Origin of the sequence: Thalassospira profundimaris, from assembly GCF_003326755.1 — a bacterium.
Taxonomy (GTDB): domain Bacteria; phylum Pseudomonadota; class Alphaproteobacteria; order Rhodospirillales; family Thalassospiraceae; genus Thalassospira; species Thalassospira profundimaris_B.
In genome coordinates, this window is record NZ_JPWH01000023.1 from 59140 (window position 1) to 76503 (window position 17364).

The 17364-nt window shown below is 55.1% G+C and carries 17 protein-coding genes and 1 other RNA gene; 4 read left to right on the forward strand and 14 right to left on the reverse strand.

The window, feature by feature from the left end; all coding sequences use genetic code 11:
* Positions 1 to 20 precede the first annotated feature (20 nt).
* From TH25_RS20075 to ffs, 8 genes are all read right to left on the reverse strand, one after another.
* A complete protein-coding gene (locus TH25_RS20075) occupies positions 21 to 1430 on the reverse strand; it encodes an adenylate/guanylate cyclase domain-containing protein (RefSeq protein ID WP_114090078.1) in 1410 nt (469 codons plus the stop codon).
* Positions 1414 to 2142 carry a Crp/Fnr family transcriptional regulator gene (locus TH25_RS20080; protein ID WP_083607843.1) on the reverse strand — a complete coding sequence of 243 codons (729 nt, stop codon included), beginning with the start codon at positions 2140 to 2142 and terminating at the stop codon, positions 1414 to 1416. The genes TH25_RS20075 and TH25_RS20080 overlap by 17 nt, the downstream gene beginning before the upstream one ends.
* A gap of 340 nt (positions 2143 to 2482) precedes the next feature.
* Positions 2483 to 3070, reverse strand: coding sequence for a recombination mediator RecR (gene recR / locus TH25_RS20085; protein WP_114090079.1), 588 nt, complete (start codon positions 3068 to 3070; stop codon positions 2483 to 2485).
* A 109-nt stretch (positions 3071 to 3179) separates the two neighbouring features.
* The gene (locus tag TH25_RS20090; RefSeq protein ID WP_114090080.1) at positions 3180 to 3503 is read right to left on the reverse strand and encodes a YbaB/EbfC family nucleoid-associated protein; all 324 of its coding nucleotides are present in this window, start codon (positions 3501 to 3503) and stop codon (positions 3180 to 3182) included.
* Positions 3500 to 5320 carry a DNA polymerase III subunit gamma/tau gene (locus tag TH25_RS20095; protein WP_114090081.1) on the reverse strand — a complete coding sequence of 607 codons (1821 nt, stop codon included), beginning with the start codon at positions 5318 to 5320 and terminating at the stop codon, positions 3500 to 3502. The genes TH25_RS20090 and TH25_RS20095 overlap by 4 nt, the downstream gene beginning before the upstream one ends.
* A gap of 184 nt (positions 5321 to 5504) precedes the next feature.
* The gene (locus TH25_RS20100) at positions 5505 to 6062 is read right to left on the reverse strand and encodes a hypothetical protein (RefSeq protein WP_114090082.1); all 558 of its coding nucleotides are present in this window, start codon (positions 6060 to 6062) and stop codon (positions 5505 to 5507) included.
* A 13-nt stretch (positions 6063 to 6075) separates the two neighbouring features.
* Positions 6076 to 6513, reverse strand: coding sequence for a hypothetical protein (locus tag TH25_RS20105; RefSeq protein WP_114090083.1), 438 nt, complete (start codon positions 6511 to 6513; stop codon positions 6076 to 6078).
* Between the two features lie 210 nt (positions 6514 to 6723).
* Positions 6724 to 6818, reverse strand: an RNA gene (ffs, locus tag TH25_RS20110) — signal recognition particle sRNA small type.
* 168 nt (positions 6819 to 6986) lie between these two features.
* Here ffs and nudC point away from each other — a divergent pair.
* The gene (nudC, locus tag TH25_RS20115) at positions 6987 to 7913 is read left to right on the forward strand and encodes an NAD(+) diphosphatase (protein WP_114090084.1); all 927 of its coding nucleotides are present in this window, start codon (positions 6987 to 6989) and stop codon (positions 7911 to 7913) included.
* Positions 7914 to 8144: 231 nt separating this feature from the next.
* Positions 8145 to 8912 (forward strand): transporter substrate-binding domain-containing protein, encoded by a 768-nt coding sequence (locus TH25_RS20120; RefSeq protein ID WP_181847734.1) that lies wholly within the window; start codon positions 8145 to 8147, stop codon positions 8910 to 8912.
* Between the two features lie 32 nt (positions 8913 to 8944).
* Here the strand turns inward: TH25_RS20120 and TH25_RS20125 are convergent, their stop codons facing one another.
* Together TH25_RS20125 and TH25_RS20130 are read right to left on the reverse strand one after the other, a co-directional pair.
* Positions 8945 to 9322 (reverse strand): DUF1636 family protein, encoded by a 378-nt coding sequence (locus TH25_RS20125; RefSeq protein WP_114090086.1) that lies wholly within the window; start codon positions 9320 to 9322, stop codon positions 8945 to 8947.
* Positions 9323 to 9373: 51 nt separating this feature from the next.
* A complete protein-coding gene (locus TH25_RS20130; RefSeq protein WP_114090087.1) occupies positions 9374 to 10252 on the reverse strand; it encodes a LysR family transcriptional regulator in 879 nt (292 codons plus the stop codon).
* 187 nt (positions 10253 to 10439) lie between these two features.
* On the opposite strand from TH25_RS20130, the gene TH25_RS20135 reads away from it, so the two are divergent.
* Positions 10440 to 11051: a glutathione S-transferase family protein gene (locus TH25_RS20135; RefSeq protein ID WP_114090088.1), complete on the forward strand. Its 612-nt coding sequence runs from the start codon at positions 10440 to 10442 to the stop codon at positions 11049 to 11051.
* Between the two features lie 63 nt (positions 11052 to 11114).
* Here TH25_RS20135 and TH25_RS20140 read toward each other — a convergent pair whose 3' ends face one another.
* From TH25_RS20140 to TH25_RS20155, 4 genes are all read right to left on the reverse strand, one after another.
* Complete coding sequence (locus TH25_RS20140) at positions 11115 to 12233, reverse strand: 2OG-Fe(II) oxygenase family protein (protein ID WP_114090089.1); 1119 nt, start codon at positions 12231 to 12233, stop codon at positions 11115 to 11117.
* A gap of 177 nt (positions 12234 to 12410) precedes the next feature.
* The gene (gene dapE, locus TH25_RS20145) at positions 12411 to 13565 is read right to left on the reverse strand and encodes a succinyl-diaminopimelate desuccinylase (RefSeq protein ID WP_114090090.1); all 1155 of its coding nucleotides are present in this window, start codon (positions 13563 to 13565) and stop codon (positions 12411 to 12413) included.
* 103 nt (positions 13566 to 13668) lie between these two features.
* A complete protein-coding gene (gene dapD, locus TH25_RS20150) occupies positions 13669 to 14526 on the reverse strand; it encodes a 2,3,4,5-tetrahydropyridine-2,6-dicarboxylate N-succinyltransferase (protein WP_114090091.1) in 858 nt (285 codons plus the stop codon).
* Between the two features lie 175 nt (positions 14527 to 14701).
* Positions 14702 to 15406, reverse strand: a complete 705-nt coding sequence (locus tag TH25_RS20155) for a pyrimidine 5'-nucleotidase (RefSeq protein ID WP_114090100.1) — start codon at positions 15404 to 15406, stop codon at positions 14702 to 14704.
* A 279-nt stretch (positions 15407 to 15685) separates the two neighbouring features.
* Between TH25_RS20155 and TH25_RS20165 the strand changes: the two genes are divergently transcribed.
* Positions 15686 to 17364, forward strand: a 1679-nt coding sequence (locus TH25_RS20165) for an EAL domain-containing protein (protein WP_114090093.1), incomplete at its 3' end; no start/stop codon positions are given.

Here is a 17364-nt window from a genome sequence, read left to right on the forward strand (position 1 = left end):
CATATCGAATGCCGTGATTTTTAAACGGATCCATCTGCCGTTTGCCCGGCATTTTTCAATGTTGCCAGGGGGCGGGGTTGAAACCGGACCGGTATGGGGGCGGTAAAGCCCTTAACGCGAATGGTGTCGCGACTATACAGGGCATTCAGCAGCATTGTGCCAGTATCAGGCAGTTCTTTTTCAAGCTGGTTGGCGAAATCCTCGCTGACAACGATTTCGGCATTCAGGGTCCGGGTGGCCCGTTCCAGACGACTGGCAAGATTGACGGTCGCGCCGATAACGGCAGGTGTGACCGATTCGCCCTCGCCAATATCGCCAACAACGGCGGGGCCGTAATGCAGGCCCACGCCAATGCGCAGCGGCCGGTTGGCATTGCCGGGGTCCTGGGCGTGCCAGTCGCGAATGCGTTCAATCATCGCCTGTGCAGCCGAAAGGGCGTTGGCCGCCGGACAGGACATGGCATCAAAGGCCCCGAAACTCGCCATCATGGCATCGCCAATATATTTTTCGACAATGCCGCCATAGGACGCGACCTGGGTGGTCATGGTACCGTGAAAACGGTTTAACAGGCGCATCACATCCTGCGGATCGCGATTTTCGGCATAGCTGGAAAAACCGATAATATCGGCAAACAACACAACACATTCGCGCCGTTCCCCAATGCGGACGGGTTCGTCGCGTTCTGCCAACTGGTCGGCCAGGGCGGCGGGGAAATAGCGCGCAAGGTTGCCATGTGCCCGTTCAGCCGCGGCAAACTGGCGGATCAGAATGCGCAGCCTTGCCACCATCACCGCACAGGCCAGGGTAAAGACAACAACAATCACCACCTGTTCGGCCAGGGCGGAAACATCCAGATATTCCGGCCGGTTATAAAGCGGGACCTCGCCAGATTCCCCAGGGCTCCATTGATCGCCAAAATGTTGTGAAATCAGGATGCCGGGCCGGTTGACCAGCCAGGCGATGCCTAAAATCCAGGCATTGAACAGCCATAAGCCGAACCACAAAATCAGTCGTGGCGAAAAGGTGAGAATGACCAGGGCCATCATGATCATGGAAAAGACGATGCCACGGTCGCGCGCGACAAAGCTGTAAACCCACGCGTCATGATCGATAAAGGGATGGCGCGGATCGGGCACCACGGAAACATACACAATCAGCAGGGCGTCGGTTACGGCCAGCACATATAGCAGCCAGCGCCAGTTATGGCCGCGATAGGCGACAAAAATCTGGATGATGACACCGGGAATAAACCAGGTCAGCACCTCAAGCAGCGAATAAAGCTCGCCGCTTGGTGTGTTGGACTTGCTGAAAAGCAACAGGATAAAGACCAGCATCGCGATGCGTAAAAACGCCACGACAAACAAACCCCGTCGTTCCTCGCGATCGACAAGGCGGTCAAAAAGGGTGGGTTTGTCAGGGCTTGCTTGCATTGGCGAGTAAATCTGCCAGTCCGTCCTTGTCACGAATGACCAGACGGCCATCACGCCGCGTAATCAGCCCCGCTTTTTCAAGCTCGCGCAGTTTTTTGTTTACCGCTTCACGGGTGACACCCAGCATATAGCCCAGTTCCTGCTGTGACAGCGGCAGGGCAATGCGAATGCCTTCCGGGTCCGGTCCGCCGTGCCGTTCGGCCAGCCACAGCAGCCGCTTGATCAGCCGGGCGGTCAGATCGAGGAAATTGGCATCTTCGAGCAAGGCACTGACCCAGCGCAGGCGACGGCACAAAAGTGCTGTTATGTGGCGGCGCAGTTCGGTTTCGCGGTCAAAAATCTCGAAGAAATTTTCCCGTGAAATATAAAGCAGCCGGGTCGGGCCAACTGCACGCGCGCTTGCGGTGCGCGGTTCGCTGTCCAAAAGGGCGATTTCACCAAAAACCGCACCGGGTGCCAGCACGTTCAGCACAATTTCCTTGCCGGAACCTGACAGGCTGGAAATGCGAATCTTCCCGGCCTCGACAGCATAAAGCCCGTCGGCCGGGTCGCCTTTTTCAAACAGCAAGTCACCATCCGCCAGCCGTTTGATGGTGGCGGACTCGGAAAGCTGCTCCAGCAGGGCCGGATCAAGATCTTCAAATAAAAAGCTGCCTGCCAGAATGCGGGAGGCGACCTTGGCGAATTGTGGTGGTGTTGTGAAACTGTTCACTGCGTCCTCAGGGGAGAAGGCGTAACGTAAGGATCAGAGGTTATCGAATACCAACGTATCACGAAAAGGTACATATGCGGCAAGCCTTTTGCCCGGTCTTTCTGTGGCTTGCACAAAAAAGTGTATTTTTGGACTGATATTTATCCGGTTTTCGATGTCTCGTGGTGATAACCGCTCTCCCCCGGGTTGTCACCGATACCAGAACCAGCCTCGCCGCATTTTCCCCGAGATGTGGCAGGGATGACATGTTCTGGTAAGCTCGATGTTATCAATCTTGCTTTTCCCGGCCTCTCTGTTTTCAGATGAGGCCGGTTTTTTTGGTGGATTATGGCGGGGGTGTTCAACTGCGCGCCCGCAGGGCCGCCGTTAAGGTACCATCATCCAGATAGTCCAGTTCCCCGCCCACCGGCACGCCATGTGCCAGGCGCGTGACCTTCACACCCGTTTCCACCAGCCGTTCGGTAATGTAATGGGCCGTGGTTTGGCCATCGACTGTCAGGTTGGTGGCAAGGATGACCTCGTTAACGCCGGTTTCGCGGACCCGTGTCACCAGTTGGTCAATGCGCAAATCATCGGGGCCAACCCCATCGAGCGGCGACAGGGTACCACCCAAAACATGATACAGCCCCTTAAAGGACGAACCGCGCTCCAGCGCCCAGAGATCCTGGACTTCCTCGACCACGCAAATCATATCGTGCTGGCGGTCTGTCCCGGCGCAAATATGGCAAGGGTCGGTCACATCGATATTGCCGCACACATGGCAGGTGGTCATGGCGTGCGCGGTATCTTCGAGGGCCTTTGCCAGCGGCAGCATCAGGGTTTCGGGTTTTTTCAACATCTGCAACACCGCGCGGCGTGCCGAACGCGGGCCAAGGCCGGGCAAACGCGCCAGCAATTTGATCAGATTGTCAATTTCCCGTCCGGTCATGATGGTCCCTGTATTCCCAAATGCACTGTTCTATATTTTGGGCATAAGAACAAAGGGCAGCGTAAAGCCGCCCTTCATTTCAAATGTTATGACACCCCGCAGGGGCTGATCAAAACGGCAGTTTGAAACCTTCGGGCAGGTTCAGGCCACCGGTGACTTCTTTCATCTTTTCGGAAACCTGTGCCTCGACCTTGACCTTGGCGTCGTTATAGGCGGCAACGATCAGGTCTTCGAGGACCTCGACATCTTCCGGGTCAACAATGCTTTTATCAAGCTTCAGGCCGCGCATTTCGCCTTTGCCATTCAGCATGACCTTGACCATGCCGGCACCGGACTGCCCCTCGACTTCCATTTCCATCAGCCGTTCCTGCATTTCCTGCATTTTGGACTGCATTTGCTGGGCTTGTTTCATCATCCCTGCAAGATTCTTCATAGCTCGTCGTCTCCTTCGAGATAAAACGCATCATCATAAACCGATCCGCTGTCATCGCCCTCGGCCAGGTCCGGCATCTGGTCTGCCGGTAAATGGACCGCCACGATTTTTGACGTCGGAAATCCTTCAAGAACGGCCTTTACCAGCGGGTCCTGCGAGGCATCCGCCTTGCGCTGTTCAAGTTCTTCCAGTTCCTGTTCCTTCAGGGTGGGGGCACCCTGTTCGCGCTCGGATACCGAAACGATCCAGCGTTGACCGGTGAGGCCGTTCAGGGCCTTGATCAACTGGCTGGAAAGGTCGGCATTGGCCCCGCGCGCCGGGCGGAAATCTATACGCCCTTTTTCAAACTTCACCAGATGAAGATAGTTCTTCACCTGAATGGCAAGCCCGGTGGTTTCGCGGTCTGCCGATAACAGGGCAACCACCTCCTCCAGGCTTTCGGGCATTTTGGCATATACGGGTTCTTCAGCGCGCTGGGGCGCCGGGGCGTATTGCTGCGAAACGGCCTGTGCCGCACCGCCGCCATTAACGACCTGCATGCGCGGGCCACCCCCGCCGCCGCCATTGCCGCCACCCGCCGGGCCGCCATTGCCAGCCTGCGGGCCATTCAGGCCCGATTTCAGCTTTTTGATCAAATCACCCGGCGAGGGCATTTCTGCCGCATAGGCCAGACGGATCAAAATCATTTCGGCCGCCTGAATAGGTGATGGCGCAATGCGGGTTTCCTCAAGGCCCTTTAGCAGCATTTGCCAGGCACGGGTAAGCTGCGGCATTGCCAGCTTGGCGGCAATCTCGCGGCCGCGTTCGCGTTCGATTTGCGAAACACCGGGGTCATCGGCGGCATCGGGGGCCAGCTTCACACGGGTTAACCAGTGCGTCAGGTCCAGCAAATCCTGCAGCATCACGGCCGGGTCGCCGCCCAGGGCATATTGCGCGCCCAAAAGCTCCAGCGCTTCGTTGATTTCGCCCTTCATGGTCAAATCAAACAAATCGAAAATACGGGACCGGTCCGACAGACCCAGCATGTCACGTACCTGCTGGGTGGTGACCTTGCCCGCACCATGTGAAATTGCCTGATCCAGCAGGCTCATGCCATCACGGACCGATCCATCGGCTGCACGCGCGATCAGGGCCAGGGCCTCGTCTTCGATCTCGGCATTTTCCAGCCCGGCAATGCGCCGGTAATGGGCGACCAGTTCATCGGTCTGCACCCGGCGCAAATCAAACCGCTGACAGCGCGACAGCACGGTAATGGGAATTTTGCGAATTTCGGTGGTCGCGAAAATGAATTTCACATGCTCAGGCGGTTCTTCCAGCGTTTTCAACAGCGCGTTAAACGCACTTTTGGACAGCATGTGCACTTCGTCGATGATGTAAATCTTGTAACGCGCGGCGGTGGGGCGGTAGCGCACCCCCTCGATCAGCTCGCGAATGTCATCAACCCCGGTGCGTGATGCGGCGTCCATTTCCATCACGTCGACATCGCGGTCCTCGGCAATGGCGCGGCAATGCTGGCAGACCCCACAGGGTTCAATGGTGGGGCCGCCATTACCATCGGGGCCAATACAGTTTAGTGCACGGGCAATGATACGCGCTGTCGTGGTTTTACCAATGCCGCGCACCCCGGTCAGAATAAAGGCATGCGCCAGTCGGCCGCTTTCCAGGGCATTGGAAAGGGTCTTGACCATCGGCCCGTGTCCGATCAGCTCGTCGAACGATTTCGGGCGATATTTGCGGGCCAGCACCTGATATTCGCTTTTGGCGGTTTCAGAGGCGGCTGCTTGATCTGGGCTGGCGGTCTGGTTTTGATCCGTCATTCATCCGGTCCGGCAAGTTTATGGTGCGCGCTTGTGTTTTAGCAGCATCCGGCGGCGCGGGCAAAGGGCAGATATGTCTCCGTGCCGTATTTGCCGTTATGCCCTGCCATATGGCGTGCTTACCGGGCACATATAGGGTGAATGACGCGGGCTGCCAGCACCCGCGTTCGGGTTGGTTTTTGTTTTACTGGTCAATGATAACCAGCAGGCCGTTATCATCGGTCGTGATGTGGGCAAGCATTGCATATGTCGCTTGGCGTGTCGGGTCACTGATGGCAAGCGATGTTGGCAGAAATTGTTTTAGGGCCGCAACATCGTGCGGCAGCAAAATTCCGGCCTGTTCGGGCAGGGTGTCATCACGGGTGATAGGCGGGGCTGCGAAATCGTTACACAGGGCATCGTCAATTTTTCGCCCCCGTGCCGGATTGGTACTGGTAGGGCACACGGCGGTTTTATCCAGATTTAACCAGTCGATCAGCGGTGTTAAATCAGTGTCCGACAGGCCCGGTATGGCAGTAAAGCATTGAAGTGAGGCCAGAAACGCCCCATAGGCCGTGTCGATATTGCGGGTTGCGACATCGGTATCGACGCGCAAGGCATCCAGCACTGGTTTGACCGGCGGGTCCGTCAGTATGTGCTGCAATGCAGCTTGGCGCTTTGACAAGGGCCGACGCAACCAGGACGCCATCTCGCTTTTCACGGCATCAGGGTTAAATTGACAGGCGAGATGGCGTATGGTCATGAGGGTGTTTCCATCAGTTGCAGTTATTCAGGGCGCCGTTCACAACCCTTCCGCGATTGGCTTGGGCGTAATCGGCAACAGCCTGTTTTGCCTGATCGGCAGTGACATTCGTCGGGTGGATGATACCCCAATGGCCTTGCGGGTTGTTATCGAATGTCGCTGTGTAACCTGGCAATCCCACCACTGGCCCGTTGGCTCCCTGTTGCGGGTTTCCCGCCAGTGTCACGGTAAAGCGAAAGTTGCAACTTTTCTGCACCGGCGCGTTTGCCGGGTTGTTAAAGGTTGAAAGGTCGGGGTTGAAACGGAACTGGCTGGGAGCAAGGCTTGCCCTGCCGGTATTCTGGTTGGCGTCCACGCCGCGATAAATATCAACATCGGCCAGTGCCGGGGTTGTCATAAAGGCAATGGCAAGCAGGCAGGAAGCTGTGAGTTTTACTGTAAGGTGCCGCATGGTTTTTCTCCTGTTACGATGCGCGTCAGGACAAAGGCGGGCTGTTTTCATGATGCCCCTTTTATCCCGGGGAACATGTTTTCGGAAAATGCCAGGTACTTGCACGGGCATACTGCCCTTACATTTGCGTAAGCAGACAACGGGCTTCAGACATGCAAACAGGCTGATCAATGATCAGTGCGGCAAATACAACAATATATTGGGAAAAGGGTGAGAGACTGGACCGCGACCCGGAAAAACTCGTTACGGCTGCTACCTTCCGGTCCTGACCGGGTTGGCGAGCGGTCCGTCCACGACCAGCCTCTCGCCCCCTATATCGCGCAGGGCGTTTCAAAACGCAAGGGGCGATTGTGATTTTTTATGATCATGCTGTTCGTTCTTTGCCTTGGGCTGGCTGGCGGTTTAATGTCGGCAAAAGTCAGTGAGAGGCCGCGACGCATCCGTCGATCCGGGCCCAAGATTACAGGTTATAAATGGAACAGTTGTTTTATGCGTCTGTCGGGTTGGACCGCGACGCTGAAATTCGGTCGTCTTTACGGTGGCGCCAGCAGGTTTTGCGGGAATCAAATGTCCGTATTCTGGTCTGTCATGGTGGCGATCCGCTTTTTGTCCGGCCCGAGGAAAGCGGCGAACATGATATTGTTCTGATGGATGCGGCACGTCTGTTGCAGCTTGATTTTGACCACGAGGCAGCCAATTGGGCCTATCTGGGGCGCTATCAGAATGCGCCGGTATTGGCCCTGGATGTTTCCCCGCTGGAGGCAGACCGCGACCAGGCGGCCCTTGTTTTAAACGGGGCCTTTGGCGATATGCGCCGTCGTATGGCGGCCCTGCCGCGTGATGATGCCGCCTTGGCCGCCCAGGCGCGGGCCCTGTTTTTGTGGCAGTCACGGCATCGGTTTTGCGGGGTGTGTGGTCATCCCAATCAGGTGCAGGAGGCCGGGTATCGCCTGCAATGTTCAAACCCGGATTGTGGGGCCTCGCATTTCCCGCGAACGGATCCGGCGGTCATCATGCTGGTGCATCATGATGACCATGTTTTGCTGGCCCGTTCGCCGCAGTTTTTACCCGATATGGTGTCGGTTCTGGCGGGGTTTGTGGAACCGGGTGAAACCCTGGAACAGGCGGTCCAGCGCGAGGTGTTTGAAGAAGTCGGCATACGCACCAAAACACCGCGCTATATCGCCTCCCAGCCCTGGCCTTTTCCCGGATCCCTGATGCTGGGTTTTATTTGCGAGGCCGAAACAACCGATATCGTGATTGATGATAACGAGATTGAATATGCCATGTGGGTGCCGCGCAATGAGGTGCATGACCTGGGCAATCGTGGTATTTACCTGCCGCGTGAAATTTCAATCGCGCGGTATTTGCTTGAAAGCTGGGTGGCCGGAAAGATTTGACACAAACGGTTCTACGTCTTTTGCGCCATCGTCCTTTGGCCCGTATCGTGCCGCCAAATGACGTGACTTGACCCTTCGCAATGCGGGGGGCTGTGAATTTGAATATCGTTGTTATCCATAAAAACACTTACACTGCCGGTCGGTATTTGGCGGCAAGGCGGACCGGATGCCAATGTGCTGAATAACCCGGAATTTAATACGACTGTCTGATGCGTGGAGAGAATGGGCAGATTGCTTTTTCGTTTTTTGTGTGTGGTTGCCGCGGTTCTTTTTGCCGGTCCTGTGCAGGCGCAGTATCGGACCAGCGTCATGGTTGGCGTTTACGAATATAGTGTTATTCATTTTTACCAGAATGGCGTTCAAACCGGCTTTGCCCATGACTTGATTGACCGGCTCAATCGCATTCAGGACACTTATAAATTTGTTGCGGTTGAAACCTCGCCCCGGCGCCGTTACCAGGACATGGCGATGGGTAATATCGATATGGTTTTGCTGCAAAACCCGGACTGGAACTGGTCGGGCCGCGGGGTTGATTTTTCAACCCCCATCGTTCGGGAATATGATCTTCTGGTGGCTCTGCGGGATCGGGTGTATGGCCCGGCCTATTTTGAGGAGATTCTGGAATACAGTCTTGCCGGGGTTTTGGGCTTCCATTACCGCTTTGTCGATTTTGTTGCGGACCCGCAGGAACTCGAGCGGATATTGAATGTTTCCCTGCTATATAACGAATCCGAAGTTCTTGAAGCCGTGATGCGCAAAGATGCCGATGTCGGGATCGTGTCCGCCGGGTTCATATCGCGCCAGTTTCGCCAGGTTGAGGGCATTGGCGAAAAAATTGCCATTGGTCCGCGCGCCGATAACAGCTACCCGCTTGTGGCCGTGATTTCGCGCAAGGCACCGCTCACGGTTGAGCGTTTTGATACTTATCTGGATGCTTTGCGTGCCAGCAACCAGATCGCCCCTTTATGGTCAAACTGGCATCGGGGCGTTTTGCCCTGATCTGATCGGAAAAGCGGGTTTTTGAAATAACTTCAGGCCCCAACAGGCGGGATGCGGGCGATCACATTGCGCCGCACCCCTTCGGGGCGTTCGCGCCACGGAACAATACCATCTCCGCTTTGCGCATAGGCGGATGCAAGTTTCAAAATATCGTCCTGGTGCTGATCGGGGTTCAGGTTGCCATAGACATAGCCCCATTTGCCGGGCGCACTTAACGCCAGCGAACAGCCCGATTTGCAATTGCTCAGGCATTCAACCGGTATAATTTCAATATCCGGGCGGCTTTCCCGGTTTGTGACCAGGGCATCATGCAGGATTTTGCCGTCGCGTTCGTCCTTCTGATTGTTGTTTGCGGTTCCATTGGCGGTTCGGCAGGTGATGCAAACGTGAAGGCGGGTTGTGGCGGGCATTTATACGTGCTTTCGGTTCGTTTGTCGGTGGGCGGAATGATTTGTGCGTCATCAGGCCGTTTTGCGCGCGGCTGAACTGGCGGCAAAGGTGGTGCTTACACGATGCTGGATGGTGCTGGCAAGTTGCCGATTAACCAGCGGATGGGCCGCTTCATTGATCAAAAGGGCAATGCCGACGGCGGGCAGAGGGGGGAAACCATCCTGATGACCCAGTATTTGCAACCCGTCACTTACGGAAATGGCGGCCAGGGCGGCAACCCCCAAACCGTCGCGGACCAGATGTAACAGCGATGCGGCCTGCCGCGTTGTTGCCATCAGCCTGAAGGGGCGGTCCGATTTGGAAATGGCGTCAATCGCCCAGGCGTGAAATTTGCAGTCTTCCGCTGGCAATACCAGGCGCAAAGGGTCCTCAAGGTGCTGGCGATGAAGGGGGGATGTCACCCAAACCCCGGTTTCAAGATGCAGGAAATAGCCTTCCTCGCCTTTTTCCGACCGGCTGATAATGCTCAGATCCAGTTCGCCCTGATCAACCATGCGCCGCAAAATAATGGTGGGATTAACCGAAATGAAGAACTGTGCCGTGGGGTGAATCTCGCCAATTGCGCGTAACACCACGGGCAGAATTTTTTCGGCGTAATCATCCGGGCAGCCAATGCGGATGGGCCGTGAAAGTGTTTCGCCACGAATACTTTCGCGGGCTTCCTCCTGGAGCGATAAAATGCGCCGTGCATAGCCAACAAAGGTAATCCCCTCGTTGGTGAGCACCACATTGCGGCCTTCCCGCGTAAACAGTTTTTGATCCAGCGTTTCTTCCAGCCGCTTCATTTGCATGGAAAAGGCCGAGGGCGTGCGACCCACACGGTCTGCGGCGCGGTTAAAACTGCCGCATTCGGCAAAGGAGACAAAACTGCGCAGAAGATCGCTATCCATTTGGGTTCCTGTATGAGCAGTGGGCCAGGGGCGAGAAAAGATACCGCAAAACCGATCAGAAAAAACCATCAATGAAATTGAACACTATCGTCAAAACTATTCGATTGTTTGCCATTGGCAATGTCGCAAAGATGGTGCTGCGGGGCCGGCCCGGTTTTGAAACAGAGTGTTTATCAGGATAAAAACCATGATTTTGCATGATTTTCTGCCTTCGGGTAATGGCTATAAAATCCGGCTGTTGCTGCGCTTTTTGGGCCAGGAATTTTCATTGGTCGAACATGACATCACCAGGGGCGAAACCCGCACCGAAGATTATCTTAAAAACATCAACCCGGTCGGGCGTATTCCCGCCCTGGATGTGGGGGACGGGCATGTGCTGGCCGAAAGCAACGCCATTTTGCTGTTTCTGGCCGAAGGCACCAAATGGCTGCCAGCCGACAAATGGGCGCGCGCCGCGGTCTATCAGTGGCTGTTTTTTGAACAATATGAACACGAACCCAATGTTGCGGTCCTGCGCGCCTGGATGAGCGTCAAAGGCACGCCGGATTATGGCAAACCCCTGATACCGATGAAACGCGAGGCGGCCTATAACGCGCTGTCCATTATGGAAGACCGCCTGAAGGACCATGACTGGCTGGTAGGTGATGACTGCACCATCGCCGATATTGCGCTTTATGCCTATACCCATGTTGCCGATGAAGGTGGGCTGGATATGGTGCGTTTCCCGGCGATTGGCCGCTGGCTTGCACGGTTTGCGCAACATCCGGCCTATGTGCCGATTAGCTGGAAACCGGTATAACCCGAAATGGATCAGGCCGGTTATCGGAACCGGCCTGTCTGTGTTTTGACTGTATGGGACGGGCTATTTCTTCATCGCCAGCGGTTGTACCGTGCCGCGATGCTTTGCCATCATTTCCTGTTCCTGGCGCGCGCCTGCCGCATCGGTCAGGAAGGTGAAAATGCCAAACCGTTCGCCTTCGGTCACAGGCATGGCTTCGTGCAGAAGCGAGCAGGAAAAAACCAGTGCGCCGCCTTGTGGCGGGGCATAAAGAGCCTGCCCATATTCCGGGAAATTGACCTGCCCACCCTTATAGGTCAGCGGGTTAAGGTTTAGCGAAACGGCAAAGCGACGATGGGCGGTAAAGGTTGTTTTATTGTCGCGATGTCGCCCGAAAAACCCTTTTTCCTTGCTGTGATAATTGCCAATGCGCAGGGCTTCCATGCTGGCGGTCTGAAACTGGAAGGCCTTGGCAATTTCGGGCAGCACCCGTTTGACGATGCGGTTTTTCACTTCGTTAAACAGCTTTTCATCCAAAAGGACGACGTCGTTGCGCACTTTCATTGCAACGTCGCCCGCCTGGTTGCTCTGGCTGCCCTTGGAAACATTATTCGCCTGTTTTTCGCCCGTGCGCCAATATGCCAGCAACTGGTCGCACAGCTCGGGTTCCAGCACATTATCCACCACCAAAACCGGGGCCTGACGCTGAATAACGCCTGATGCCGCCATATCGGCATGGGCCTGGCAATAGGCAACCGCCATTTCAAAGCCGTTCATGGGGGCATCGGGGCTTGAAAATACACCACCGAGCCTTCCGTCGGGGCGAATAACGACAAAGCCCTGATCGCTGATGTCAAAAACCGGCATCAGGCGGTTATCGGGGTCAAACATCACCGTGATATCGTCTGGCAATTGCCGTTTGAAATCCTCGTCAAGTGTACCTTTATGGCCAGGCACCACGAGAAAAAGCCTTATGGCTGCCTTCTTCATTTGTTCGGCAAATTGCACCGTCTTTGCCAGATCATCCGCAGAAGGCAGTTTTTTGCCGGTCCATAAAATCAGGCTGTCCCCGGCAATGCGCTGGTCGGTCAGGTCAATGGCAACATCATTGAGGCCGGGCAGGGCAATACGTGGAACAAGATCGCCTTTCTTGCAGGCAAGTACGGCTTTTGCGCTATTTGCGGCAGGTGCTTTTTTCGTCATGTTCAGGAAATCCGGCAATGCAGGCGGGTAGGAACATTATGCCGGATCATGCAAGGCTGCCCCCGGCAGCAGGATCATAGGAGGGCTTGCCAGCCCTTTGCAAGACAGGCTTTGCCGGAATAACGAAAATTTCACCGGCAAAGCCTGTAAATTGTCAAAACGTTCGATCAAACAGGATCAGGCAAAGAAACGTGTCAGGATGTCGTCATAAATCAGCACAAGATTATCGATATCTTCGACCATCGCATGTTCATCAACCTTGTGCATGCTTTGCCCGACCAGGCCAAATTCGGCAACTTCGCAATATTTTTGAATAAAACGGGCGTCTGATGTACCGCCGGTGGTGGACATTTCCGGCCGGTGGCCGGTGATTTTTTCTGACGCATCGGCAATCAGCCCGGCCAGTTTTCCCGGGGCGGATAAAAATGCTTCGCCGGAGATTTTGACCGTCAGGTCATGGGCACCCGCATGTTCGGCACAGGTATCGCGGATCCATTTTTCCAGATCAGTCCCCTGATGCAGATCATTAAAGCGGATGTTAAAGGCCGCGCTGATCTTGGCCGGAACCACATTGGTGGCGGGGTTGTTGGCATCAATGGTGGTGACTTCAAGATTGCTGGGCTGGAAATGCTCCGTACCGGTATCAAGCTCGCGCGAGGTCAGGGCATCGAGCACGCGAATGAGGCGGGGAACGGGGTTATCGGCCAAATGCGGATAGGCGACATGCCCCTGCGCGCCATATACCGTGATCCAGCCGGTAATCGAACCACGCCGCCCCACCTTCATCATCTGGCCCAGGTAATTGGGGTTGGTGGGTTCGCCGACCAGGCAGGCATCAAATTTTTCGCCCTGCGCATCGCACCATTCCAGAAGCTTGACGGTGCCATTGATGGCATCGGCTTCTTCATCCCCGGTGATCAGCAGGCTGATGCTTTCATCGAAATCCGGGTTGGCGGCCAAAAAACGCTCTAGCGCGCCAACAAAGCAGGCAATGCCGGTTTTCATATCGACCGCACCCCGGCCAAACAGGCGACCATCCACCACATCGCCGCCAAAGGGGGGCACGGTCCAGGCTTTTTCATCGCCCGCAGGCACCACATCGGTATGACCGGCAAAACAGAAATTCCGGCCCTTGCTGCCACGCCGGGCATAGAGATTATCAATGCGATCAAGGCCCTCTTCACTGAAAGTCTTGCGTTTGACGTCAAATCCAAGCTTTTCAAGGGCAGCTTGCAAGACATCGAGTGCACCGGCATCGGCTGGCGTCACGGAAGGACAACGGATCAGCGACTGGGCAAGTTTCAGGGCGGCAGACGGGGTGGGGGACGACATGGGGCACTCTCTTTGCGAAAAACGGTCAAGGATAGGCAAAGGGACGAAAATGCGCTTTGCACTTTCGTCCCTTATCATCAATCAAATTACGATCTGCGCGTGATCAGTCGCGCAGCAATTCATTGATCGAGGTTTTGGAACGGGTTTTTTCGTCCACCCGTTTGATGATCACGGCACAATACAGGCTGGGGCCGGGCTTGCCATTGGGCAGCGGTTTGCCTGGTAGAGAGCCCGGCACCACAACCGAATAGGCCGGAACACGGCCGACAAACACTTCACCGGTTTCACGGTCGATGATCTTGGTCGATGCCCCGATGAAAACGCCCATCGAAATGACGGCACCTTCTTCGACGATGACACCTTCAACAATTTCCGAACGCGCGCCGATAAAGGCATTGTCTTCAATAATCACCGGGCCTGCCTGCAGGGGTTCCAGCACGCCGCCAATACCGGCACCACCGGAAAGGTGAACATTTTTGCCGATCTGGGCACAGGAACCAACGGTGGCCCAGGTATCAACCATCACACCGCTATCAACATAGGCACCCAAATTGACAAAGCTGGGCATCAAAACCGTGCCTGGCGCGATATAGGCCGAACGGCGCACGATGCTGCCCGGAACGGCGCGAAAACCGGCCTTTTTGAAATCTTCATCGCCCCAGCCGGCAAATTTCGACGGTACCTTGTCCCACCAGTTGGTGTTTTCGCCCGGCCCGCCGGGGATGGTGGTCATGTCATTCAGGCGAAAAGACAGCAGAACAGCTTTTTTTGCCCACTGGTTGACAGTCCATTGGTCGTCGTTTTTTTCGGGTGATTTTTCAGCCACGCGCAATTCGCCGCTATCGAGAGCCTGCAGGGTCTGCTCGACAGCTTTGCGGGTTTCCCCCTGGGTGGCCGAGGTGATCTGGTCGCGGTTTTCCCAGGCGACATTGATCACGCCTTCAAGTTCATTCTTGTCCATGTATGGTCGTCCTTGCGGTGTGGCTGTTTTGATACGTCGCGCCGGAGAATGGGCAAAGCCCGGCGTCAAGTCAACTCCGCCCGTCTCGGTATTTTGACGGATTATAACTTTTTATCATTCCGGCATCATTGCGAAATCGCGACATATCTGTGGCGATTGGCAAAACCGGGATATGTCATCGCGTTGATTTGCTAACCAGCATTTCCAGAAAAACAGGCAGATTGTCCGTTCTATGGTCAATGCGTGGATCATCATTTCCTTTTCGGGCCCAGTCCGAATCGCTATGCACCCAAACGGTCGTCATGCCCATATCTTTTGCCGGCAGCAGGTTTTGCGCCATGTCTTCAAAATAAATCGCACATGTCGGGTCAATGCCGTCACGGGCAAGCAGGCGGTCATAGGGCTGCTGTTGCGGTTTGGGAATAAATTCGGCATCGACAATATCAAAGATGGTTTCAAAATGCTCGCTAATGCCCAGGCGGTCCATTACCCGGCTGGCATGACCGCGTGATGCGTTGGTGAAAATCACCTTGCGGCAGGGCAGGTTTGCCAGCGCCTGCGCAAGCACGGGCGAGGGCGCAATCACCGACAGGTCAATATCGTGCACCTTGTTCAAATAATCCGCCGGGTCGATCTTGTGTTCGAGCATAAGACCGCGCAGCGTGGTGCCATAGCGACGGAAATAATCTTTCTGGACGTGATAGGCCTGTTCTGGCGGCAGGCCAAGGTAATCGCCAACATACTTTCCGATCAGGGTCGAAACCTGGGAAAAAAGATCACAGCTTGAGGGATAGAGCGTATTATCAAGGTCAAAAATGAGAACGCTGTCCTGGGTAACGACCGGAAAGGTGGCGGAGTCTTTTGTCGAAAGAATGTGCATAAAATCTTTTTCCACTGGTTCGGGGCTTGAAAAAGACCGGGATCATCCGGATATCACCGGGACGGGCCAATAAAGACCGGGTTTGATCGGATATATCAGTCATAGCCGGTCCGGGCGGCGGGATGAAGAACAAACAGCATTTTAATGAACGCAAACATAGCCTGAAACTGTCGGGTTGCAGTGAAACCTGAATTGGTTTTATCGTAAAAATTCGTGATGGCCGGTTGCCAGACAGATAAAATTCGACATGACAGTGCCGTTTTGGCGTGCGAGGGGTAGTTGACCAACAGTCTTAAGAAACATGCGTCATCCTTGCGCAATGAACGCAACCGTTTTGCCGCACTGGCATTTGTTTGGGGCGATCTTTTGCTGGAACTGGACGAGGATTTCCGGATCGTTTTTGCATCCGGCGCGTCCGAGGGTATTTTGGGTCTTCGGACCGAGCAGATCGAAGGGGGCGCCTTTGTGGATCTGCTCGCCAGTCATTTCAGACCGCTGGTCAGCGAAATGCTGCAGGTGGCCCGCCGTCGTGGCCGGATGGATAACGTCCTGGTGCGATTTGTCCGCCCTGATGAACGTATCAGCCCGCCAGTCTCCCTGACGGGATATTTTTTGCCCGATCTGGATGGCCATTTTTTTGTGGCCTTGCGCGTTACGGTCAATTCGTTGCCGCATGATGTTTTACAGTCGATCAAGCGTGACGGTTCAACCGGCCTGCTGGACGAAGAAAGCCTGTCGCGCGTTGTCACGGAACGCCTGATGGCGCAACGCGAAACCGGGCAGAACCAGAAATTCTCGCTTTTTACCCTGAATGCGTTTGAACCGCTGTGTGATCGCATGGAAACGGTGGCCCGTGACGAAATGCTCTCGACCATAGGGGCGTTTTTTCGCGCGCATTCCATTGCCGGGGATACTGCCGGGCGCATCAATACCAACCAGTTTGGCATGTTGCATAATCCCGAAGTGCGTATTGGCGACCTCGAGGACCGTATCACCCAGTGTGTGCGCGATGCCGACCCGCAAGGCCAGGGGGTTGTCGTACGGACATCGGAAACCGATTTTACCGCCCATGCCATGCCCCCGGGCGATCTGGCGCGCGGTGTTTTATATTCGATCCGGCGGTTTTGCGATAAACAGGAACACAATTTTACCTTTTCGCGTCTAAGCGGGCATATGCCCAATCTGGTCAATGATACCTTCGGCGCGATGCGTGATTTTGGTCAACGGGTGGACCGGCTGGAATTTGATGCGGTTTATCAGCCGATTGTACGTCTGCCCTCGGCAGAAATTCATCATTTCGAGGTGCTGGTCCGGTTTTATCGCGAAGATGGCGAATTGATCCCAACCGACAAGCTGATCATGTTTGCCGAACAGGTCAATATGATCCACCGGCTGGATCTGGCGATGTTGCGCCGGACCCTGAAATGGATTGACCGTCAGCTTGATGAAGGCATTGATGCGCGTGTTGCGGTTAATGTTTCGGGGATCAGTCTGGTTAATCCGGATTTTTGCCGTTCGGTGATCGCCTTGTTCGAGCGCAGCAAAAAAGCCCTGCCGCAATTAATGATCGAGATTACCGAAACAGCCGAAATTACCGATCTTGAACAGGCGTCGCGCTGGCTGGCACGTTTCAGACAATATGGTGTCGAAATTTGTCTGGATGATTTTGGAACTGGTGCCGCCAATTTCAGCTATCTCAGCGCGATGGAAGTTGATTATGTCAAAATCGATGGACCTTCGATTCATCAGTCGCTGAAAACCCAGAAAGGCCGGGCCTTTTTGCGTTCTCTTGTGGGGCTGTGTCACCAGTTGGGGGTCGAGGTGGTGGCGGAAATGATCGAAACCGACGACATGCGTGATCTTGTCACCAAGGCCGGGTTCGATTTTGCCCAGGGCTATCTGTTTGGTAAGCCTGAAAAGGATATTACCAGCTGGACACCCGCAAAAACCTATCGTCA